Origin of the sequence: Streptomyces sp. NPDC057543 (assembly GCF_042801895.1) — a bacterium.
In the GTDB taxonomy this organism is placed as follows: Bacteria; Actinomycetota; Actinomycetes; order Streptomycetales; family Streptomycetaceae; genus Streptomyces.
Map to the genome: position 1 here is coordinate 1 of NZ_JBHVFF010000063.1, position 20610 is coordinate 20610.

The 20610-nt window shown below is 72.0% G+C and carries 16 protein-coding genes; 5 read left to right on the forward strand and 11 right to left on the reverse strand.

Going from position 1 to position 20610, the window contains the following annotated elements; all coding sequences use genetic code 11:
- Positions 1–79 precede the first annotated feature (79 nt).
- The 8 genes from ACFU8Q_RS13685 to ACFU8Q_RS13720 all read right to left on the reverse strand — a co-directional run bounded on the left by ACFU8Q_RS13685 (position 80) and on the right by ACFU8Q_RS13720 (position 12775).
- Positions 80–2302 carry an NADP-dependent isocitrate dehydrogenase gene (locus ACFU8Q_RS13685; protein ID WP_384452262.1) on the reverse strand — a complete coding sequence of 741 codons (2223 nt, stop codon included), beginning with the start codon at positions 2300–2302 and terminating at the stop codon, positions 80–82.
- Between the two features lie 114 nt (positions 2303–2416).
- A complete protein-coding gene (locus ACFU8Q_RS13690; RefSeq protein WP_384452265.1) occupies positions 2417–3505 on the reverse strand; it encodes a glutathione S-transferase family protein in 1089 nt (362 codons plus the stop codon).
- On the reverse strand, positions 3502–5013 hold the full coding sequence (locus tag ACFU8Q_RS13695; protein ID WP_384452268.1) for an MFS transporter: 1512 nt from the start codon (positions 5011–5013) through the stop codon (positions 3502–3504). Before ACFU8Q_RS13695 ends, ACFU8Q_RS13690 begins: the two co-directional genes overlap by 4 nt.
- Positions 5014–5133: 120 nt before the next feature.
- Complete coding sequence (locus tag ACFU8Q_RS13700) at positions 5134–6498, reverse strand: nitrate/nitrite transporter (protein WP_384452271.1); 1365 nt, start codon at positions 6496–6498, stop codon at positions 5134–5136.
- Positions 6498–6899, reverse strand: a complete 402-nt coding sequence (locus ACFU8Q_RS13705) for a nitrite reductase (NAD(P)H) small subunit family protein (protein WP_384452273.1) — start codon at positions 6897–6899, stop codon at positions 6498–6500. Before ACFU8Q_RS13705 ends, ACFU8Q_RS13700 begins: the two co-directional genes overlap by 1 nt.
- Positions 6896–9469 (reverse strand): nitrite reductase large subunit NirB, encoded by a 2574-nt coding sequence (gene nirB, locus ACFU8Q_RS13710; RefSeq protein WP_384452276.1) that lies wholly within the window; start codon positions 9467–9469, stop codon positions 6896–6898. The genes ACFU8Q_RS13705 and nirB overlap by 4 nt, the downstream gene beginning before the upstream one ends.
- Positions 9470–9500: 31 nt before the next feature.
- Positions 9501–10667 (reverse strand): NAD(P)/FAD-dependent oxidoreductase, encoded by a 1167-nt coding sequence (locus ACFU8Q_RS13715; RefSeq protein ID WP_384452333.1) that lies wholly within the window; start codon positions 10665–10667, stop codon positions 9501–9503.
- 29 nt (positions 10668–10696) lie between these two features.
- Complete coding sequence (locus tag ACFU8Q_RS13720) at positions 10697–12775, reverse strand: molybdopterin oxidoreductase family protein (RefSeq protein WP_384452279.1); 2079 nt, start codon at positions 12773–12775, stop codon at positions 10697–10699.
- Positions 12776–12967: 192 nt separating this feature from the next.
- On the opposite strand from ACFU8Q_RS13720, the gene ACFU8Q_RS13725 reads away from it, so the two are divergent.
- On the forward strand, positions 12968–14095 hold the full coding sequence (locus tag ACFU8Q_RS13725) for a uroporphyrinogen-III synthase (RefSeq protein ID WP_384452282.1): 1128 nt from the start codon (positions 12968–12970) through the stop codon (positions 14093–14095).
- On the forward strand, positions 14092–14802 hold the full coding sequence (locus ACFU8Q_RS13730) for a sirohydrochlorin chelatase (protein WP_384452285.1): 711 nt from the start codon (positions 14092–14094) through the stop codon (positions 14800–14802). The genes ACFU8Q_RS13725 and ACFU8Q_RS13730 overlap by 4 nt, the downstream gene beginning before the upstream one ends.
- 148 nt (positions 14803–14950) lie before the next feature.
- Here ACFU8Q_RS13730 and ACFU8Q_RS13735 read toward each other — a convergent pair whose 3' ends face one another.
- Positions 14951–15673, reverse strand: coding sequence for a type III effector protein (locus ACFU8Q_RS13735; protein WP_384452289.1), 723 nt, complete (start codon positions 15671–15673; stop codon positions 14951–14953).
- Positions 15674–16001: 328 nt separating this feature from the next.
- Here ACFU8Q_RS13735 and ACFU8Q_RS13740 point away from each other — a divergent pair, with 328 nt between their 5' ends.
- From ACFU8Q_RS13740 to ACFU8Q_RS13750, 3 genes are all read left to right on the forward strand, one after another.
- Positions 16002–16391: a DUF2267 domain-containing protein gene (locus tag ACFU8Q_RS13740; protein WP_384452335.1), complete on the forward strand. Its 390-nt coding sequence runs from the start codon at positions 16002–16004 to the stop codon at positions 16389–16391.
- Between the two features lie 106 nt (positions 16392–16497).
- Positions 16498–17277: a VOC family protein gene (locus tag ACFU8Q_RS13745; RefSeq protein ID WP_384452291.1), complete on the forward strand. Its 780-nt coding sequence runs from the start codon at positions 16498–16500 to the stop codon at positions 17275–17277.
- Between the two features lie 170 nt (positions 17278–17447).
- Positions 17448–17894, forward strand: coding sequence for a universal stress protein (locus ACFU8Q_RS13750; protein WP_384452294.1), 447 nt, complete (start codon positions 17448–17450; stop codon positions 17892–17894).
- Positions 17895–18597: 703 nt separating this feature from the next.
- Here the strand turns inward: ACFU8Q_RS13750 and ACFU8Q_RS13755 are convergent.
- Together ACFU8Q_RS13755 and ACFU8Q_RS13760 are read right to left on the reverse strand one after the other, a co-directional pair.
- A complete protein-coding gene (locus ACFU8Q_RS13755) occupies positions 18598–19341 on the reverse strand; it encodes an SDR family NAD(P)-dependent oxidoreductase (RefSeq protein WP_384452298.1) in 744 nt (247 codons plus the stop codon).
- A 309-nt stretch (positions 19342–19650) separates the two neighbouring features.
- Complete coding sequence (locus tag ACFU8Q_RS13760; protein WP_384452301.1) at positions 19651–20604, reverse strand: ATP-dependent DNA ligase; 954 nt, start codon at positions 20602–20604, stop codon at positions 19651–19653.
- Positions 20605–20610: the final 6 nt, after the last annotated feature.

Here is a 20610-nt window from a genome sequence, read left to right on the forward strand (position 1 = left end):
GGCCGGGCGTGATGCCGGCCGGGGCGGAAGGGGCGAGGGGTGAGGGGCGCCGGGACGCCCCCCGCCCGTACCGGTCTCGTCAGCGCAGGCCGGCGATGGCCTGGGTGAACGTCGCCGACGGACGCATGACGGCCGAGGCCTTGGCCGGGTCGGGCTGGTAGTAGCCGCCGATGTCGGCCGGCGAGCCCTGCACCGCGATCAGCTCTTCGACGATGGTCTGCTCCTGCTCACCCAGCGTCTTCGCCAGGTCGGCGAAGGCCTGCGCCAGCTGCGCGTCGTCGGTCTGCGCCGCCAGCTCCCGGGCCCAGTAGAGGGACAGGTAGAAGTGGCTGCCGCGGTTGTCGATGCCGCCCAGCTTGCGGCTCGGCGACTTGTCCTCGTTGAGGAAGGTGCCGGTCGCGCGGTCGAGCGTGTCGGCGAGGACCTGGGCACGCGCGTTGCCCGTGGTCTTCGCCAGGTGCTCGAAGCTGGCAGCGAGCGCGAAGAACTCGCCCAGGCTGTCCCAGCGCAGGTAGTTCTCCTTGACGAGCTGCTGGACGTGCTTGGGTGCGGAACCGCCTGCGCCGGTCTCGAACAGGCCGCCGCCGTTCATGAGCGGGACGACGGAGAGCATCTTCGCGCTCGTGCCCAGTTCGAGGATCGGGAACAGGTCGGTCAGGTAGTCACGCAGCACGTTGCCGGTGACCGAGATCGTGTCCTCGCCGCGGCGGATGCGCTCCAGTGAGAACGCGGTCGCCTGCACCGGCGACATGATCTCGATCTGCAGGCCGTCGGTGTCGTGGTCGGCGAGGTACGTCTTGACCTTGGCGATCAGCTGCGCGTCGTGGGCACGGTCCTCGTCGAGCCAGAACACGGCCGGGGCGCCCGTGGCGCGGGCGCGGGTCACGGCGAGCTTGACCCAGTCCTGGATCGGCAGGTCCTTGGCCTGGCACATGCGGAAGATGTCGCCCGCGCCCACGACCTGCTCCAGCACGACGTTGCCGCTGCCGTCGACGACCCGCACCGTACCGGTGGTGGGGATCTCGAAGGTCTTGTCGTGGCTGCCGTACTCCTCGGCCTTCTGCGCCATCAGGCCGACGTTCGGCACGGAGCCCATGGTCGACGGGTCGAAGGCGCCGTTGGCGCGGCAGTCGTCGATGACGACCTGGTAGACACCCGCGTAGCTGCTGTCGGGGAGCACCGCGAGGGTGTCGGCCTCCTTGCCGTCCGGGCCCCACATGTGACCGGAGGTGCGGATCATGGCCGGCATGGAGGCGTCGACGATGACATCGCTCGGTACGTGCAGGTTGGTGATGCCCTTGTCGGAGTCGACCATGGCCAGCGCTGGGCCTTCGGCGAGCTCGGCCTCGAAGGACGCCTTGATCTCGGCGCCCACGTGCGGCACCGAGTCCAGGCCCTTGAGGATGCCGCCGAGACCGTCGTTCGGGGAGAGACCGGCCGCGGCGAGCACCTGGCCGTACTTGGCAAAGGTGTTCGGGAAGAAGGCGCGGACCACGTGGCCGAAGATGATCGGGTCGGAGACCTTCATCATGGTGGCCTTGAGGTGGACGGAGAACAGCACGCCCTCGGCCTTGGCGCGGGCGACCTGCGCCGTGAAGAACTCGCGCAGGGCCGCGACACGCATGACCGCCGCGTCGACGATCTCACCCGCGAGCACCGGCACCGACTCGCGCAGCACGGTGGTGCTGCCGTCGTCACCGGCGAGCTCGATGCGCAGCGAACCGGCCTCGGCGATGACCGTGGACTTCTCGGTGGAGCGGAAGTCGTCGACGCCCATGGTGGCGACGTTCGTCTTCGAGTCTGCCGACCAGGCGCCCATGCGGTGCGGGTGCGTCTTGGCGTAGTTCTTGACCGAGGCGGGGGCGCGGCGGTCGGAGTTGCCCTCGCGCAGCACGGGGTTCACCGCGCTGCCCTTGACCTTGTCGTAGCGCGCGCGGACGTCCTTGTCCTCATCGGTCTGCGGGTCGTCCGGGTAGTCCGGAAGCGCGTAGCCCTGCGCCTGGAGCTCGGCGATGGCAGCCTTCAGCTGCGGGATCGAGGCCGAGATGTTCGGCAGCTTGATGATGTTGGCCTCGGGCGTCTTGGCCAGCGCACCGAGCTCGGCGAGCGCGTCGTCGATGCGCTGGCTCTCCTGGAGACGCTCGGGGAAGCCGGCGATGATGCGCCCGGCCAGCGAGATGTCACGGCTCTCGACATTGACCCCGGCCGTGGAGGCGTAGGCCTGGACGACGGGCAAGAACGAATACGTCGCCAGGGCCGGGGCCTCGTCGGTGTGTGTATAGATGATGGTCGAGTCAGTCACCCTGTGCTCCGCTCCACGTCTGCAACATTGCTTGACATCAAGATATCTCGTGATCGCTGCCGACTCGACAGGGCCCTGCCCCTGCTTCGGCGGGAGCCGCCGCGGGTGCCCGGTTCAGGGACGCCCCGACGGCGGGACCTCCTCGCCGGACGGCACCGGCCCGGGCGGGGTGCCGTCACCGAACGGGCGTCCGCCCAGCTCTTCCCGGTGGTGCGGGGTCAGCCAGCCGGACAGCTCGGGGCCGACGGGCACGATGCCGGTGGGGTTGATGCCGGTGTGGACCCGGTAGTAGTGCTGCTTGATGTGGTGGAAGTCGACCGTGTCACCGAATCCGGGGGTCTGGTACAGGTCCCTGGCGTACGCCCACAGGACCCGGTCCTCGGCCAGTTTCGAGCGGTTGCACTTGAAGTGTCCGTGGTAGACCGCGTCGAAGCGCACCAGCGTGGTGAACAGCCTGATGTCCGCCTCGGTGAGGGTTTCGCCGACGAGGTAGCGCCGGTCCGCGAGACGCCCGGACACCAGGTCCAGGCGGCGGAACACATCCCCGTACGCGGCTTCGTAGTCGGACTGCTCCGCCGCGAAGCCCGCGCGGTACACGCCGTTGTTCACATCGCGGTAGATGCCCTCCATGACCTCGTCGATCTCGTCACGCAGGGCTTCTGGATACAGATCGGGGGCGCCCGGCCGGTGCAGCGCGGTCCACTCGGTCGCGAAGTCCAGCGTGATCTGCTGGAAGTCGTTGGTGACGAGTCTGCCGCTGGGTACGTCGACGATCGCGGGCACGCTGACGCCGCCGGGGTAACCCCGTTCCCGCGCGTCGTACGCCTCGCTGAGGTATCTGATGCCGAGCACCGGGTCCCGGCCGCCCTCGTCCAGGGTGAAGCGCCAGCTGCGGTCGTCCTGGATCGGATCCGCGACGGCCAGCGAGAGCGCTCCCTCCAGCCCGAGGAGCCGCCGGGACACGAGTGCGCGGCTCGCCCACGGACAGGCGCGGCTGACGACCAGCCGGTAGCGGCCGGCCTCGACGGGCCAGCCGTCGCGGCCGTCGGCGGTGATCCGGTCGGCGAAGTGGCTCCTGGAGCGTTTGAAGGCCTTGTGCCCGTACGTCGCGTTGCCGTCGGGCTCGATGTCGTTCTCTGTGCCGGGGGTGTCTGTGCCCGTTGTTCCCGTCCCGGTGGCTTCCCTCAGCTCGCTGTCCCTCATGACGTTCTCCCTGCGGATGGAATGCGGACGGATCGTGGTGCACGGCTCCTGCCCCGGCGGTCCCCGAACACGTCTGCCAGCCCTATGATCAGCGCGGCCATGATGAAGGCGACCGCGATGATCAGTCCGTGGTCGTACGCGGTGGCCCACCCTGCGCCGAGCTGGGCGAAGAACACCGAGCCGACCGCCGCGATACCGATCGCCGAACCGACGCGCTGGCCGGTCTGGAGGGTGCCGCCGGCGCTCCCGGCCGTGGCCACCGGCACTTCGGAGAGGGTCAGCGCCTGGTTCGGGGAGATGACCAGGCCACTGCCCAGACCCGCCAGCAGCAGCGGTGCCGCCATCGCCCATCCCACGCCCCGCCCCGGCACCAGGTGCACGGCGAACGCGGTGCCCACCAGTCCCACGACCACCGTGATCAGCCCGGCCACGACGAGGGGGCGTCCCAGGCGGCCGACCCATCGGCCGCCGGGGCCCGCTGCGACGGCCGAGCCCAGCGCGAAGGGCGTCATCGCGATCCCGGCCTGCAGGGCGGAGTAGTGCAGTCCGTTCTGCAGGTAGAGCGTGGTGATGAAGAAGATCGCCGTGAATCCGCAGAAGTACAACAGGATCAGCAGACAGCCGAGCCAGTAGGAGCGGACCCGGAAGAGCGACAGGTCGACGACGGGTTGTGTGCCGCGCCTGCCACACCGGGACTCCCAGCCGATGAAGGCGGCGAGCAGTGCCGCGGCCACCGGGATCAGTAGCCATTTCCGGTCGCCCGGCCACTGCTGCGCCTGGACGAACGGCAGCAGCAGCGTCAGTACGCCCGCGCCGAGCAGCAGGACACCGAGGGGGTCCAGATCACGCAGTCGCACCCGGCCGGCCGCGGGGGTGTCCGGGAGCAGCCGCCGGGCGAGGAGGAGGCAGACGACCCCGAGCGGCAGATTGACGTAGAACACCCAGCGCCAGCCCTCCTCGGCCCCGGCCGCCTGGATCAGCAGCCCGCCCGACAGCGGTCCCACAGCGGTGGAGATGCCGACCACCGTGCCGAACATGCCGAAGGCCCGGCCGCGCTCCTGGCCGGAGAACATCTGCTGGATCAACGCGGAGATCTGGGGCGAGATCATGGCTCCGGCGAGGCCCTGGACCAGCCGGGCGACGACCAGCCAGAGACTGGACTGGGACGCTCCGCAGGCCGCCGACGCCAAAGTGAACAGGGACAGCCCGGCCATGAACACCACGCGGCGTCCCCGCGCGTCTCCGAGCCGTCCGGCGGGGATCAGGAACAGACCGAAGGCGAGTGCGTAGCCGGAGAGGACCCATTGCAGGTCGGACTCCGGAGTATGGAGCCCTTCCCTGATCGACGGCAGTGCGACGTTGACGATGGATACGTCCAGCAGGGTCATGAACCCTGCGATCAGACAGACCGTGAGCGCCTGCCATCGGCGCGGGTCGGGGGTTCCGGGGGAGGCGGCAGAGTGATCACCCCACCCCGCAGCACCCCGGTGAGCTGCACTCTCTGCCATGGCTCGCACCCTAGGACGAAGCGGCCCGATACTCATCCCGGCAGGGCCGGGACGACGGCATTTCCGGCATCGGACGGCGGTCTTTCCGGCATCGCACGTCGCGATGGACGGCCGGCGCTCTCACACCCCCGACAGGTGATGCGCGGCACGTCGCAGGTAGCAGGCCCAGGTCACCGCCAGGCACAGGCCGTAGTACCCGAGGAAGGCCAGGTAGGCGTCCTGCCCTTGGTGCGCGTTCAGGAAGGACTGCCGGAAGGCCAGGTTGACCAGGACTCCGCCGAAGGCGCCGATCGCCCCTGCCACCCCGATCAGTGCCGTGGTCCGCCGCCGCGAACGCCGCTCGGCCTCGGCCGGCGGAACGCCGTCCACGACCTCGGCCCGCGCCCTGGCCCGGAAGATCGCCGGGATCATCTTGTACGTCGAACCGTTGCCGGCCCCGCTGAGCACGAAGAGCGCGATGAACCCGCCGAGGAAGAGCGGCAGCGAATGCTGCCGGGACGCCTCCAGCACCGCGCCGGCACCGAGCGCCATCGCCGCGAAGGTCCAGAACGTCACCCGGGCGCCGCCGAAGCGGTCCGCCAGCAGGCCGCCCAGCGGGCGGCAGAGCGAGCCGAGCAGCGGCCCGAGGAAGGTGAGCGAGGCCGCCTTCACCGGGGTGTCGAACTGCTCGTGGAACTGCACCTGGAGAACCTGCCCGAAGGCGAAGCCGAAGCCGATGAACGAGCCGAAGGTGCCGATGTAGAGCGCCGACATCACCCAGCTGTGCCGGTCCCCCAGCACTTCCCGCATCGCCCCGCGGTCGTTGCGCACCGTGGTGAGGTTGTCCATCCGCAGTGCCGCGCCGAGCGCCCCCAGCACGATCAGCGGCAGATAGACCAGCACGAGCAGCCGTGGGTGGCCGGCGCCCGCGGTGGCCAGGACCAGCAGGCCCAGCAGCTGCACCGCCGGCACCCCCAGGTTGCCGCCCCCGGCGTTCACGCCCAGTGCCCAGCCCTTGAGCCGCTGCGGGTAGAAGGCGTTGATGTTGGCCATCGAGGACGCGAAGTTGCCGCCGCCGACCCCGGCCACGGCGGCCACCGCGAGCAGCGTGCCGTAGGAGACGCCGGGCTCCAGGACGATCCCGGCCAGCACGGTCGGTACGAGCAGCAATAGTGCGCTGAAGACGGTCCAGTTGCGTCCGCCGAAGCGCGCCACCGCGAAGGTGTACGGGATCCGCAGCACGGAGCCGAGTGCGGTGGGTACGGCGGTGAGGGTGAATTTCCCGGCCGCGTCGATGTGGTACTCCGGGCCGAGAAAGAGCACCAGTACCGACCACAGGCTCCAGACGGAGAAGCCGATGTGCTCGCTGAGCACCGAGTAGACCAGGTTGCGCCGGGCGATCCGGGCGCCGGACCGGGTCCAGAAGGCGGTGTCCTCCGGGTCCCAGTCCGCGATCCGCCGGGGGCCGGTACCGGTGTCGGTGACGGGTGCGGTGACGCTGCTCATCAGCACACCTCCGCGGGGACGGCCGCGACCACCCGCACCGGCCAGACCCTGAGGGCGGCGGGCGAGCCGTCGGAAGGGCGGTCCTCGTCCAGGCAGCGTCCGGTGCGCAGGTCGAAGGCCTGCTTGTGCATCGGCGAGATCACCACCGGCACTCCGGCCCGGCTGCCGAGCAGGCCCCTGGAGATGACATGGACGCCGCTGAACGGATCGCGGTTGGCCAGCGCGTGCACGGCGCCGCCGCGCTCCCGGAAGACCGCGACCTGGTCGCCCCGCGAGCCCACCAGCACCGCGATCCCACGCCCCGGGACCAGGTCCTGGTACCGGCAGACCGGTGTCCATCCCCGGCCGTCGTCGATCTCCACCGTGTGCTCGCCGTTCTCGTTCGGCAGGATCGTGGTCATCGTGTGCGTACCTCCAGGGCGGGGCCGGCGATCAGCGCCGGCGCGAGGGTGAACCCGTCCTCTTCGGGACGGGCCGGGCGGACCTGCTCGCGCTCGTGGACGAAGCGCACGGTGGGGTCCGGGATTCCCGGGGCGTTGGCGAAGGAGACGAAGCGGCGTACCCGTTCCGGGTCGGCCAGGGTCGCCGCCCACTCGTCCTCGTAGATCTCGACATGGCGGGCCATCAGTTCGTCCAGCTCCGCGCAGATGCCCAGCGAGTCGTCCATGACGACCTCGCGCAGATGGTCGAGGCCGCCTTCCAGACGTTCCAGCCAGGGGGCGGTGCGCTCCAGGCGGTCGGCGGTACGGATGTAGAACATCAGGAACCGGTCGATGGTGCGGATCAGGGTGTCGTGGTCCAGGTCGACGGCCAGCAGGTCGGCGTGGCGCGGTGTCATTCCGCCGTTGCCGCCGACGTAGAGGTTCCAGCCCTCCGAAGTGGCGATCACCCCGAAGTCCTTGCTCTGCGCCTCCGCGCACTCCCGGGCGCAGCCGGAGACGGCGGACTTGAGTTTGTGCGGTGCCCGCAGGCCCCGGTAGCGGAGCTCCAGTTCGATCGCCAGGGCGACCGAGTCCTGCACCCCGTAGCGGCACCAGGTCTGCCCGACACACGACTTGACCGTGCGCAGCGCCTTGCCGTAGGCGTGGCCGGATTCGAAGCCGGCGTCCACCAGGCGGCGCCAGATGCCCGGCAGTTGGTCGACGGTTGCGCCGAACAGGTCGATGCGCTGGCCGCCGGTGATCTTGGTGTAGAGACCGTAGTCGCGGGCGATCTCACCGATGGTGATCAGCCCTCCGGCGGTGATCTCGCCGCCAGGGATCCGGGGCACCACCGAGTAGGAGCCATTGCGCTGGAGGTTGGCCAGGAAGTGGTCGTTGGTGTCCTGCAGGGCGGCCTGTTCGCCGTCCAGCACGTGGCCATTGCCGAGGGCGGCAAGGATCGAGGCCACGGCCGGTTTGCAGATGTCGCAGCCCTCGCCGCTGCCGTGCTCGTCGATCAGCCGGGAGAAGCCGGTGATGCCCTTGACCCGGACGATCTCGTACAGCTCGGCGCGGGTGTGGGTGAAGTGCTCGCACAGTCCTCGGGTCACTTCGATCCCGCCCGCTTCGAGCTCCTCGGTCACGATGGAGCCCAACAGCTTGACGCAACTGCCGCATCCGGTACCGGCCTTGGTGCACTTCTTGACCTCGGGAACGGTGCGCATGCCCTGCTCGGAGACCGCCGCGCGGATCGTTGTCCTGCTGACGTTGTGGCAGGAGCAGACCACTGCTTCGTCCGGCAGCGTCACGGGGCCGCGCCGGCTGTCCGCCTCGGGCAGCAGCAGCTGTTCGGCCGGGCAGGGAAGCGGGGACGCGCGGACCGCGAGCGGGCGCAGCGTGGCGTACGACTCGGCGTCGCCGACCAGTACGCCGCCGAGCAGCCGGCCGTCGGGGCCGACCACGAGCTTCTTGTAGATTCCGGCCCGGCTGTTGGCGTACAGCACTTCCAGGGCGCCTTCGGTGGTGCCCAGTGCGTCGCCGAAGCTGGCCACGTCCACGCCCAGCAGCTTGAGCTTGGTGGAGGTGTCGGCGCCGGTGAACTCTGCGACGGTGCCGGTGAGTTCGCGGGCCACCGTGTCAGCCATGGCGTAGCCGGGGGCGACCAGGCCGTAAACCCGGCCGTCGACGGCGAGGGCGCACTCTCCGATGGCCCAGATGTGCGGGTCCGCGGTGCGGCAGTGCGCGTCGACCGTGATGCCGCCGCGCCGGCCGACCGGCAGGCCGCAGTCGCGGGCGAGCTGGTCGCGCGGGCGGACTCCTGCCGAGAAGACGACCAGGTCGACGGGCAGGTCGGTGCCGTCGGAGAGCGTCATGGTCCGGGCCCGGCCCTGCTCGTCGGTGCCGATGCGTTCGGTGCCCGCACCGGTGTGTACGTGGACGCCGAGGTCCTCGATCTTGCGCCGGAGCACAACGCCGCCGCCGTCATCGATCTGGAGGGCCATCAGCCGGGCCGCGAACTCGACGACATGGGTTTCGAGGCCCATGGCGCGCAGCGCGCCGGCCGCTTCCAGGCCGAGCAGCCCGCCGCCGACCACCGCGCCGACCGTGGCGTGCCCGGCACTCACGGTGATCGCCTCCAGGTCCTCGATGGTCCGGTAGACGTGGCAGCCCGCGGCGTCGTGGCCGGGCACCGGTGGCACGAACGGGTAGGAGCCGGTGGCCAGCACCAGGGCGTCGTAGCGCAGTTCGGCGCCGCTTCGGGTGGTGACGGTGCGGGCCCGACGGTCGATCGCGGTGGCCGGGTCACCGAGACGGAGGTCGATGCCGTGCTGTTCGATGAACCCGGGCGGGCACAGGGTCAGTTCGTCGGCCGATGTGCCGGAGAACCAGCTGGTCAGGTGGACCCGGTCGTAGGCGGGGCGGGGCTCCTCGGCGAGCACGGTGACCCGCCAGGAGTGCGGTTCATCTGCGGCCTGCTGCTCGAACAGGGCTTCCAGGAAGCGCTGTCCGACCATGCCGTGGCCGATCAGGACCAGGGACTTCTCGATCACGGGCAGTCTCCTCGGTTGGCGGTACGTACGGTCATGGGGTGGTCGTCAGGAGGTCAAGGGGCTCCGGCGGCAGCGGATCGTCGCGCTCATAGGCCCGGGTCAGGGTGCCGACCGCGGCCAGGTCGCCGAGCAGGATGCCGCCGACGAGCCGTTCGCCGCGCAGCACGAGCTTCTTGTACGAGCCGCGGGTCGGGTCGACCAGGCGCAGCACATCGGTGCCGGGAACGTTCTCGCCCACCTCGCCGAAGGCCGCGTATTCGAGGGGCCCCGCGCTGAGCCGGGCCAGTGGGCGGGAGCCGGAGTACCGGGCGTCCTGGTCGGTGCCGGCCAGCCGGGCCGCCAGCAGATCGGCCTGGTCCCAGGCGGGGCCGGCCAGTCCGTGGACGGTCCCCCGGTGCTCGGCGCAGTCGCCGATCGCGTGCACGCCGGGGGCGGAGGCCGCGAGCCGGTCGTCCACCACGACTCCCGAGCGCACCGCGAGCCCGGCCGCACCGGCCAGCCCGGTACGCGGGCGGACCCCGCAGGCGAGCACGACCAGGTCGGCCTCCAGCACGTAGCCACTGGCCAGTTCGACCCCGGTCACACGTTCTTCCCCGCGCAGGGCGCGCGCCCGGTTGCCCGGGTAGGTCTCCACGCCGAGCGCGGCGAGGGCGACGCGCAGCGCCCGACCGGCCTGCTCGTCGAGGTGACGCTCAATCAGATGCGGTGCCTGATGGACGATTTCGACCGGCAGGCCGAGGGCGGCCAGCGCCCGGGCGGTGCTCACCCCGAGCACCCCGCCGCCGATCACCACGGCGCGCTCGGCTGCGACGGCGTCCTCGGCGAGCCGTGCGCAGTCGGCCAGTGTGCGGAACGCGTGCACACCGGCCGTCAGCCCGTCCGGCCCGTGCAATCCGCGCAGCGGCGGCAGCACGGGGTTGGCGCCGGTGGCCAGGACCACCTCGTCGTAGGGGGCGGACTCCCCGCCGGCCAGCCGCAGTTCGCGCGCCGCCGGGTCCAGAGCGACCACTTCGCAGCCGGTGCGCAGGGCTGCCCCGGCGCCGTAGGGCAGTGTCACGGCCTCCGGGTCGTAGCGCCCGGTCAGCACGTCGGCCAGCAGTACCCGGTTGTACGGGGCGCGCGGCTCGGCCCCGTACAGCAGCACGTCCCCGTCCCCGCCCAGTGCCCGGTACTGCTGCGCGAACCTGGCGCCCGCCATACCCGCGCCGACCACCGCGATCCGCCGGCTCACCGGACCCGCTCCACACGTACCGCGCACACCTTGAACTCGGGCATCCCGGAAGTCGGGTCGAGGGCCGGATTGGTGAGCGTGTTGGCCCGTCCGGCACCGGCCCAGTGGAAGGGCATGAAGACGGTGTCGGGCCGGATCGTGTCGGTGACCCGGGCCGGGGCCACAGCTCGGCCGCGTCGGCTGGTGACCGCGAGTGCGTCCCCCTCGGCCGCCCCGAGCCGCGCGGCCAGCTGGGGGTGCAGCTCGACGAACGGGCCGGGCGCGGCCCGGTTCAGCTCGGGCACCCGGCGGGTCTGGGCGCCGCTCTGGTACTGCGCGACCACCCGCCCGGTCGTCAGGTAGAGCGGGTACTCGTGGTCCGGCTCCTCGGCGGCCGGACGGTGGGTGACGGGGGCGAAGCGGGCCCGGCCGTCCGGGGTGGCGAAGCGTTCCAGGAAGAGCCGGGGCGTACCGGGGTGCTGCTCCGCGGGACAGGGCCAGAAGACTCCGTCCTCGGCCCGGATCCGCCGGTAGCTGATCCCCGCGTAGTCGGCCGGGCCACCGGCCGAGGCACGACGGAGCTCCTCGAACACCTCTTCGGCGTGGTCCGGGAAGCCCTTGTCCACGCCGAGCCGCGCGGCCAGTTCGCGCAGCACGTGCAGATCGGTGCGGACGCCTTCCGGCGGGGCGAGCGCGGCCTGGCGCAGGATCACGCGGCCCTCCAGGTTGGTCAGCGTGCCGGTCTCCTCCGCCCACTGCGCGGCGGGCAGTACCACGTCGGCGAGGTGCGCGGTCTCGGAGAGCACCAGGTCGCTGACCGCCAGGAAGTCCAGGGCACGCAGCCGTCCGGTGATGTGGCCCGCGTTCGGCGCGGAGACCACCGGGTTGGAGCCCATCAGCAGCAGCGCCCGCGCCCCGCCCTCGGTCCCCAGCGTGTCCAGCAGTTCGTAGGCCGAGCGGCCGGGGCCGGGCAGGTCGTCGGCCTCGACGTCCCAGACGCCGGCGATGTGCGCGCGGGCGGCCGGGTCCTCGATCGAGCGGTAGCCGGGCAGCTGGTCGGCCTTCTGGCCGTGTTCGCGCCCGCCCTGCCCGTTGCCCTGGCCGGTCAGGCAGCCGTAGCCGGAGCCCGGCCGGCCGGCCTTGCCCAGCGCCAGGCAGAGGTTGATCCAGGCTCCGACGGTGTCGGTCCCCTTGCTCTGCTGCTCCGGGCCACGTGCGGTGAGCACGATGCCGGTGCCGGCGTCCGCGAAGAGCCGCAGGGCCTCGCGCAGTTGGTGCGCCGGGACGCCGGTCAGCGCCTCCACCCGCTCCGGCCAGTGCGCCATCGCCGCGGTGCGGGCCGCCTCGAAGCCGGTGGTGCGCCCGGCGACGAACTCCTGGTCCACCCGGCCGTCGGCGATCGCCAGGTGCAGCAGGCCGAGCGCGAGTGCCAGGTCGGTACCGGGTACCGGCTGCAGATGGAGGTCGGCCTGCTCCGCGGTACGGGTGCGCCGCGGGTCCACCACGATCAACGTACCGCCGTTGGAACGGAGTTCGCGGAAGTAGCGCAGCGCGGGCGGCATGGTCTCGGCCGGGTTGCCGCCGACCAGGATCACGCAGTCGGCCGTCGCGATGTCCGCCATCGGGAAGGGCAGCCCGCGGTCGAGGCCGAACGCGATCCTGTGCGCGGCGGCGGCCGAGGACATGCAGAACCGGCCGTTGTAGTCGATGTTCGGGGTGCGCAGCACCACCCTGGCGAACTTGCCGAGCAGATACGCCTTCTCGTTGGTCAGTCCTCCCCCGCCGAAGACCGCGACGGACTCCCGTCCGTGGCGCCGCCCGGCCGCCGCCAGACCGGCCGCCACCCGGTCGAGCGCCTCGGTCCAGGACGCCTCGCGCAGCCGGCCGCCCCGCTGGTCGCGGACCAGGGGCGCGGTCAACCGGGCGCCCGCGCCGAGCAGCGCGGCGGCCGACTGGCCCTTGCCGCAGAGCGCACCGCGGTTGACCGGGAAGTCGGGGCGCGCCAGCACATGCGCCTCGCCGCCGCCGTGCGGCGCCCGCAGGCGCATGCCGCACTGCAGTGAGCAGTACGGGCAGTGGGTCTCGGTCGTCGTCATGCCACCGAGCGTCGGTCAGCGCCGTTACGCGGCCGGGTCGCTCGTGTTGCACCCGGGGTACGGCTGCTTCACCGTCGAGCGGGCCCAAGGTGACACGGCGGAAACCTCACGTAACGTCGGGGCGGCTGCCGCTTACCTCGGTGTGATGGGCGCGCAACCGGGACGAAACAGCACTGGCCGAGCCTGCACGACATGGACAGCACGCAGCCCTCGGGCCCTCTGGTCGGCTTCACCGTCGGAGTCACCGCCGCGCGCCGCCGGGAGGAGCTCGTCGCGTTGCTGCGCCGACGCGGTGCCAAGGTCGTGGAGGCGCCTGCCCTGCGGATCCTTCCGCTGGAGGACGACGCGGCGCTGCGCCGCGCAACCGCGCGCTGCCTGACCGGTCCGCTCGACTACGTGGTGGCGACGACCGGGGTCGGCTGGCGCGGCTGGCTGAGCGCGGCGGACGGCTGGGGGTACGGTCCGCGGCTGGCCGAGGTGTGCCGGGAGGCCGTGGTGCTCACTCGCGGACCGAAGGCGACCGGTGCGGTGCGCGCCGGAGGTCTGAGCGAGACGTTCTCCCCGGTCACCGAGGCCACCGACGAGCTGCTGAGCTGGCTGCTCGCCCGCGATCTGCCCGGCAGACGGATCGCCGTGCAGGAGCACGGGGTGCCGCTGGACGCGTTCACCGCCGCGCTGGGCGAGCGCGGGGCCGAGGTGATCCCGATTCCGGTCTACCGCTGGGGCCCGCCCGACGATCCGTCGGCGTTGCGCCGACTGGTCGAGCAGACGGCCCGTCGCGAACTGCACGCGCTCACCTTCACCAGCGCGCCCGCGATCACCGCCTTCCTGGCTGCGGCGGACGAACTCGGGCTCCGTGAGGCGGCGTTGGACGGGCTTCGGAAGGATGTACTGCCGGTGGGCATCGGTCCGATCTGCGCCCGGCCGCTGGAGGAGGCGGGCATTGCCGTGCTCTGCCCCGAACGGGGCCGGCTCGGGGCCATGGTGCGGACCATCGAGGCCGCCCTGCCCGCCCGCGGCAGGCGTGAAGTCCGCTCCGGCGCCGGCGTGCTGGTTCTACAGGGAAACGCCGTGCTGATCGACGGCGGGCCGGCCGTGCAGCTGCCCCCACTGCTCGCGGCGGTGTTGCGCGCGCTGGCCGAGCAGCCGGGGCGGGTGCTCAGCCGGGCCGAACTGCTGCGCCGGGTGTGGGGCACCGGCCAGGCGGACGAACACGCCGTGGAGGCGGCCGTCGCCCGATTGCGCGGGGCGCTCGGCGGGCATGCCCGCCTGGTGCGTACGGTGCCCAAGCGCGGCTACAGCCTGGCGGCGGCGCTGTGACGCGAGCAGCCGCCCCCACCCTCCTGGCCGTCGCGCACGGCACCCGCGACCGGGCGGGCATCGCCACCTACCACGCGCTGCTCGACGAGATCCGCGCCCAGCGGCCCGGCCTGACGGCCCACCTCGCCTTCCTCGACCTCGCCCCTCCCGCCCCGGCCCGGGTGCTGGCCGATCTGTCCGGCGCAGTGGTACTGGTTCCGCTGCTGTTGAACACCGGCTATCACACCCGCGTCGACCTCCCCGCCGTACGGGCCACCGCCCCGCACCTGGACATCCGGGTGGCCCCGGCGCTCGGCCCGGACCCGCTGCTCGCCGCCGCTCTCGGCGACAAGCTCGCCGAAGCGGGGTGGTTCCGGACACGGTCCGGGGCGGATGCCGTCGTGCTCACGGCGGCCGGGTCCACCGACCCGGCGGCCGGCGCGGACACCGCGCTGATGGCCGGCCTGCTCCGGCAACGGCTCGGGCAGCCGGTCGTCCCCGCCTACCTCTGCGCGAGTACGCCGACTCCGGCCGACACGGTGGACGCCCTGCGCGCGGCAGGCCACCACCGGGTGGCGGTGGCCCGCTTCCTGATGGCCCCGGGCCACTTCGCCCGTCGCGCGGGGCGAGCCGGCGGCTGCCTCACCTCCGCGCCGCTCGGCGCGCACCCGGATGTGGCGCGGCTGGTGCTGAAACGCTTCGACGAGGCGTCCCGGGGCACGGCGTAGCGCAGAAGTACCGCTCGCCCATTCCTGCGACGGACCGGCCGGGCGCGTGGCTGCCGCGGGGCCGCGTACGCCGGACCCGTGACTGCCGCGTGGCCGCGTACGCCGGACCCGTGACTGCCGCGGGGTCGCGCACGCCGGACCCGTGGACTCACCCTCGCGCGGTCCCCGGATTCTGCCGTTCCGGGGGCATGGTCACTCCGCGCCGCTGGCTGGCGGTGTGCCTGCGCAGGTTGTCGACCTGCTGGACGAGACGGTCGACGCGGTCGGCGAGGTCGCGATGGTCCTCCAGGTGGAGGCGCGCCTCGCCGAGCGGCCCGATGAGACGGGCGGGGTCGTCGCCGCCGAGGGCGTCGTTCAGCTCGTCGACGGCTGCGGCGGCCCGCTCGGGAAGGTCGGTGAGGGAGGTGATCCGCCCGGCGAGCCGACGGAGGTCCGCCGCGTTGTCCCGCGCCCAGGCGGCGACCGTGCGATTGGCGGCGCGGCGGTCACGAGTGGCCTGTACCCGTTGTTCGCCGGTGGTGCCCAGCGGGCCCCTACGCAGCCGCAGGTAGCGGCGTTCGGCGGCCTGACGACTGGTGACACCGAGCGGCTGGGCGATCTCGGCCCAGCTGGCTCCGGCCTCGCGGGCGATCTCGATGAGGGACGGCTCCCATGGCGCGAGCCGCCGGCGTACGTCCCGGAGCAGAAGGAGGGCGTCAAGCGCGTCCGCGCGCTCGGGCACGGCGCCTGCGGGTTCCGGGCCGTCGGGTGCGCAGGCCTGCCGCAGGACGGCATCGATGGTGCCGAGCGCGGTGGCGGCAGCGAGGAGCGAGGCCGGAACACCCGCGGTGCCGGGGATCTCGGCTGAGGCATGCGCGTCGACTTCGGTCACGGACCAGCCTTCCCGGACGTATGCGTGTCATCGTTCGCATGACATCACACTTGTCATCCTTTGGATGACATGTTACAACCGAGGTGAGACGCGTGACGAAAATGTCCGGATTTGCCCCAGAGGTGATTCGTGATGCGGATGCCCACCGACCCCTTCCGCGAACTCGATCGGCTCGTCCGGGAGATCGCGACGGGTATGGAGCGCCGGCTCCGACCAGCGGATCACCGCCCGACGCGTTGAATCGGTGGACCGCGGAGGGCGGGGTACACGCCCTTTCCCGCCCCGGCCTCCGCCCGCGGTCCGCGGGAAGGGGGCTGTGTTGACGCACATGCGATGGCAGGCGTTCCTCGAAACGGTCCAGGAACGCGGCGCCTATCCCACGCCCCAGGAAGCGGAACGGGCCGCTCGGGTGGTCCTGGCGCTGCTCGGGGCACACCTGGTCGGCGAGGAGCGGAGCGAGCTGGCCGCACGGCTCCCCGAAACGTTCGCGCTGATCCTGCTCAACCCGCTGCAGGCCGCCGAACCACTCACCCCCGAACGGTTCGTCCGTGCCACCGCCGCGTGGGTCGAGGGCGCCACCGAGCGGACCGCCGCGTGGGACACCAGCGCCGTTCTCAGCGTGGTGGCCGACGCCTGCGACGAGGACCTCCTGCACCGCGTCCTGTTGCAGCTTCCCCCCGGATACGACGTCCTCTTCGGCTGCCCCGTGTCCGGCTGAGAGGCCGGCGGTGACCGGTACGCCCTGGCCGTTCGAAGGCTCCACCGGTTGCCGGAAACGCCGCGCGCCCGCCGCGCGGGCGAGCGTCGACCTGAAGGAGTATCGAATGTCGGCCTTCGAACGGATCACGCCGGTGACCGGCGCACCGTGCTGGGTGAACCTGATGGCTCCCGATCTGCCTGCCGCGCAGTCCTTCTACGCATCGGTCATGGACTGGGACTTCCGTGCCAGCGACCTCGGCAGCGATTTCTCGGTGGCCACGGCACACGGCAAGCCCGTTGCCGGGATCGGGTCGCACTGCCCCTGCATCGGCCCGCCCACCGTCTGGACACCGTACTTCGCCGTGAAGCACGCCGATGAGACCGCGAACCGGGTCAAGGAGCGTGGCGCGACCCTCGCGAACGGGCCGCTGGACCTGGGCGAGGGGCGAGCGGCGCTCGCCACCGACCGCGACGGGGCCGTCTTCGGTTTCTGGGAGGGCCCCGCCCTGGCCTGGTCGGTCGGGTACGGCAGCGCTCCCGCCCGGCTCGATCTGCAGACGCGCGACGCCTTCGAGGCTGCCGCTTTCTACGCAGCGGTCCTCGGCTGGGCCAGACCGCCCGGCGGCTGCGTGGTCGACTACGCGCAGGACCATGTCTTCGTCCAGGTCGCCGGACGTACGGTCGTCACGCTGCGCGGCGGGGGCATCGAGTCCGCACCGGATCCGAAGATCCGCCCCCGCTGGATCGTGGACTTCCACGTCCCGGACATCGAGCGGACCGCGGCGGCCGCGGCCGCCGCCGGGGGCGAGTTCTCACCGATCGCCTTCTCGCACGCCGGTTCCTCCAAGACCGCGTACGTCATTCGCGACCCGGACGGCGGTCTCTTCACCGTGTCCGTGGTGTAGCGAACGGAGAGGTACGGCGAACGTGACCCGCCCTCCGCCGGGCACGGCCGTGCGGCCCCTGGACCGGCCGCCCGTCGCAGACAGGGGAACCGGCCTGCAGGCCGCGCCTGCTGCCGCGTCCGCCCCAGCTGTGCCACGGTGGACGGTGCTGCCGGCTGTCGGAGGCTGATGTGATCGTGCTCGTCTGGATCAATGAAGGCACCTGGCGGGCCGCCGTGGACGCCGCCCGCGCCCACACCGGGGCCGGCGACGAGATCACCCTGCTGTACGTCACCGGCGACGACGTCGCCGAAGCGGCCCACGGTGCGTTCGTCGGCCTGCTCGGCCGCGGCCATCCCGAGCGCGATCCCGGCGACCGGGTGGCGGCCCTGTCCGCGAGCGCCGCCGCCGAACTCCTGGAGGCGGCCGCCGGCCGCCTGGACCGGCCCGCGACACGCCTGCGAGCCCGCGGTCGCCCCGAAAGGGAGGTCGTCCGCGCCGCCGAGGGTGCCGGCCTGCTCGTCTGCGCACGCGATGGTGACCGCCGCCGCCCGGGCCCCCACAGCCTGGGCCCCGCGACGCGCTTCGTCGTCGACCATGCCCCGTGCCCCGTCCTGCTGGTCTGGCCCGAACCCTGACGTCCCGGGCCCCGGGGTCTGGGTGGTCACCAGGACATGGACCTTCCGGCATCGTTCATGACCGACTCCCGAAGAGCACCGCGGTACGCCGACCATGGACGACCACCCGTCCCTCGCAATGTCACCGCACCACCCTGACCAGGGCCGCCGACTCCGCGTCGCGTGTTCGCGCTCGGTCTCGGGAACGGCCGCTGGATACAAGGGAGTCGAGGAATTCATCTGTCGCCTCAGCACTCGATCACGTTGACTGCGAGTCCGCCGCGCGCGGTCTCCTTGTACTTGTCCTTCATGTCCCGGCCGGTGTCCCCGGTACGTCCATGTCCCGGCCGGTGTCCCCGGTACGTCGACGACCGAGCCGGGCTCGCCGGCGAGGGCGTCGCGCACGTCGTCCACCAGCGCCGCGTCGTCGGTGCGGGACAGGATCAGCCACTCGTCGGGGCCGAGCCACAGCGCCGTGTGCGCACCCCGTCTGCGCGGTCTCGCCACAGTGCTCCGGCAGCAGCAGCCCGAGGGCCGCAGCGAACCGGCGGGCCGCCGCCGACGCGGGGTCGACGCGCAGGCTCACCATGGTGACGAAGGGCCACTCCGTCAGGCGGACGCCGCGGGCGCCGCCGGCTCACCTGAACACGGCAACCGGGGCGGACCGCCCTGGAAGGCTTCCGTCGAGCCTGTCAGTGTGGTCACCCCGTGTGCGAGCCGGGGTTCAGATGGCGGTGCGGCCGCCATCGACGGCGACGGTCGCGCCGGTGACGTAGCTGGCTTTCGACGAGGCGAGGAATGCGACGACCTCGGCGATCTCGGCAGGCTCGGCCGCGCGCTTCATCGCTGTGGTTTCGGCGATCGCGTCGAACAGCTCGCGGCCCGCGCCCCGGGTATAGACCGGGCCGGGGGCAACGGTGTTGAAGCGGACGCCACGACCGCTGTACTCGGCCGTCCAGCTCTGCGTCAGGGATGCGAGCGCGGCCTTGGTCGCGCCGTACGCGGCGGCGTTGGCCAAGCCGAGGCTGCCGGCCACGCTGCCGATGTTGATCACGCTGCCCGATCCCTTCGCCGCCATCGCCGGAACGAACGCGGCCACGAGGAAGAACGCCGCGCGAACATTGCCGGCGAACATCGCGTCGTAGTCGGAGACCTTCATCTCCTCGGTCGGTGCCCAGACGGCATGCCCGGCGTTGTTGACCAGGACGTCGATCTCGCCGACCTCCGCGGCGAGCCGGTCGATGCCGACCGGGTCCTCCAGGTCCGCCGCGACGAATCGGGCGTGGCCGCCGACTGTGGTGATCTCGTCGACGGTCTCGGCGCCGCGCTGGGCGTTGCGGCCGGCCACGACGACGGACATTCCCTCGGCGGCCAGCCGCTTGGCAACCGCCCGGCCGATGCCGGACGTGGCCCCGGTGACCAGGGCAGTGAGGGGGTGCTGGTCGAGGTTTGCGCGCTCCGCAGACATGGGATGCACCTTTCGGCTGGCCGGGGCAGCCCACGCCCGACACGCGGGTGAACCCCGATGCGCGGACCCTGGGTCTACCCTCCACTGTCCCTGCCACCGCAGGCTCCAGCACCTGCGGCTACTCCGTCTCGGGGGGCCGCACAGTCATCCTCACGGTCTTCTCGAGTGGCTGCGCCGCGTGTCGGGCCAATGACGGGCATTGGCTCAATCGCACCGAGGCGCGGCTTGCGGTGACGCCTGAGACGTACATCGTGACGTGCGATATCTGTACTCCGGAGGCGGGGCTGCTGCCGGAGTGGGCTCGAGCGGTCATGTGGTGCCGTCCGGGGCGAGGTCGGGGCGCAGGCGGTGCCAGGAGGGGTGGCGCAGTCGGCCTGCTCGGGTCCGGGTCACGTACCGGACTTCGCCGACCAGGCGGGGCAGTACCCACCGTGCTCCGGCCACCGCGGGTGCCTCGTCGAAGGGGCACTCATCGATCGCGGCAACCTGGAGCAGACCTGCGAGCGTGGTGCGCTCCGTGTCGCTCCACCCGGTGCCGACGCTGCCCACATACCGCAGAGCGCCCTCATGCCACTCTCCCACCAGGAGCGCGCCGGGCAGACCGGCGAGCCGGCCGCGGCCGGGCACCCACCCGCCGACGATCACGTCGGCGGTACGGACGTGCCGGATCTTGATCCATGCGCGGGAGCGGACACCCGGTTCGTACACGGAGGTGAGCCGCTTGGCGAGCACGCCCTCCAGTCCCGCCGTCCGCGTCATCTCCAGGGCCTGAGCCCCGTGCCCGACGACCGCTGCCGGCGTCGACCAATGGGCCCCGTCCAGGTCCAGGTCCTCCAGGAGGGCGCGGCGCTGGGTGTAGGGCAGCCGGACCAGGCTGTGGTTCAGGTGGACGGCGTCGAACAGGATCAGGTGGGCGGGCACGACCTGGGCCATACGGGCGGCCTTCGTCGGGGATCCGGCCAGTCCCATCCGAGACTGCAGCCGCTCGAAATCGCTGCGGCCCTCGCTGTCGAGAGCGACGATCTCACCATCGAGAATCGCGGGACTGTCGAGCGCGGAGCCCAGTCCTGTGAGTTCCGGGTAGGCGGCGGTGATGTCCGCGCCGGACCGGGCCCGCAAGCTGACCGTCCCGTCGCCCGGCAGGTAGACCATGGCCCGCTGACCGTCGTACTTCACCTCGAACGCCCACCGGTCTTCTACGGCCTCGGGCGGCAGGCTGCCCGGGGTGGCGAGCATGGGCGCAATCCGCGGCAGCGTGACCATGATGGC

Coding starts and splice junctions, on each gene's coding strand:
- ACFU8Q_RS13690 (WP_384452265.1), bottom strand. CDS start 3,505: ATGAGGGACAGCGAGCTGAGGGAAGCCACCGGGACGGGAACAACGGGC.
- ACFU8Q_RS13695 (WP_384452268.1), bottom strand. CDS start 5,013: ATGGCAGAGAGTGCAGCTCACCGGGGTGCTGCGGGGTGGGGTGATCAC.
- ACFU8Q_RS13700 (WP_384452271.1), bottom strand. CDS start 6,498: ATGAGCAGCGTCACCGCACCCGTCACCGACACCGGTACCGGCCCCCGG.
- ACFU8Q_RS13705 (WP_384452273.1), bottom strand. CDS start 6,899: ATGACCACGATCCTGCCGAACGAGAACGGCGAGCACACGGTGGAGATC.
- ACFU8Q_RS13715 (WP_384452333.1), bottom strand. CDS start 10,667: ATGGCGGGCGCCAGGTTCGCGCAGCAGTACCGGGCACTGGGCGGGGAC.
- ACFU8Q_RS13720 (WP_384452279.1), bottom strand. CDS start 12,775: ATGACGACGACCGAGACCCACTGCCCGTACTGCTCACTGCAGTGCGGC.
- ACFU8Q_RS13725 (WP_384452282.1), top strand. CDS start 12,968: ATGGACAGCACGCAGCCCTCGGGCCCTCTGGTCGGCTTCACCGTCGGA.
- ACFU8Q_RS13740 (WP_384452335.1), top strand. CDS start 16,002: ATGCGATGGCAGGCGTTCCTCGAAACGGTCCAGGAACGCGGCGCCTAT.
- ACFU8Q_RS13745 (WP_384452291.1), top strand. CDS start 16,498: ATGTCGGCCTTCGAACGGATCACGCCGGTGACCGGCGCACCGTGCTGG.
- ACFU8Q_RS13755 (WP_384452298.1), bottom strand. CDS start 19,341: ATGTCTGCGGAGCGCGCAAACCTCGACCAGCACCCCCTCACTGCCCTG.
- ACFU8Q_RS13760 (WP_384452301.1), bottom strand. CDS start 20,604: ATGGTCACGCTGCCGCGGATTGCGCCCATGCTCGCCACCCCGGGCAGC.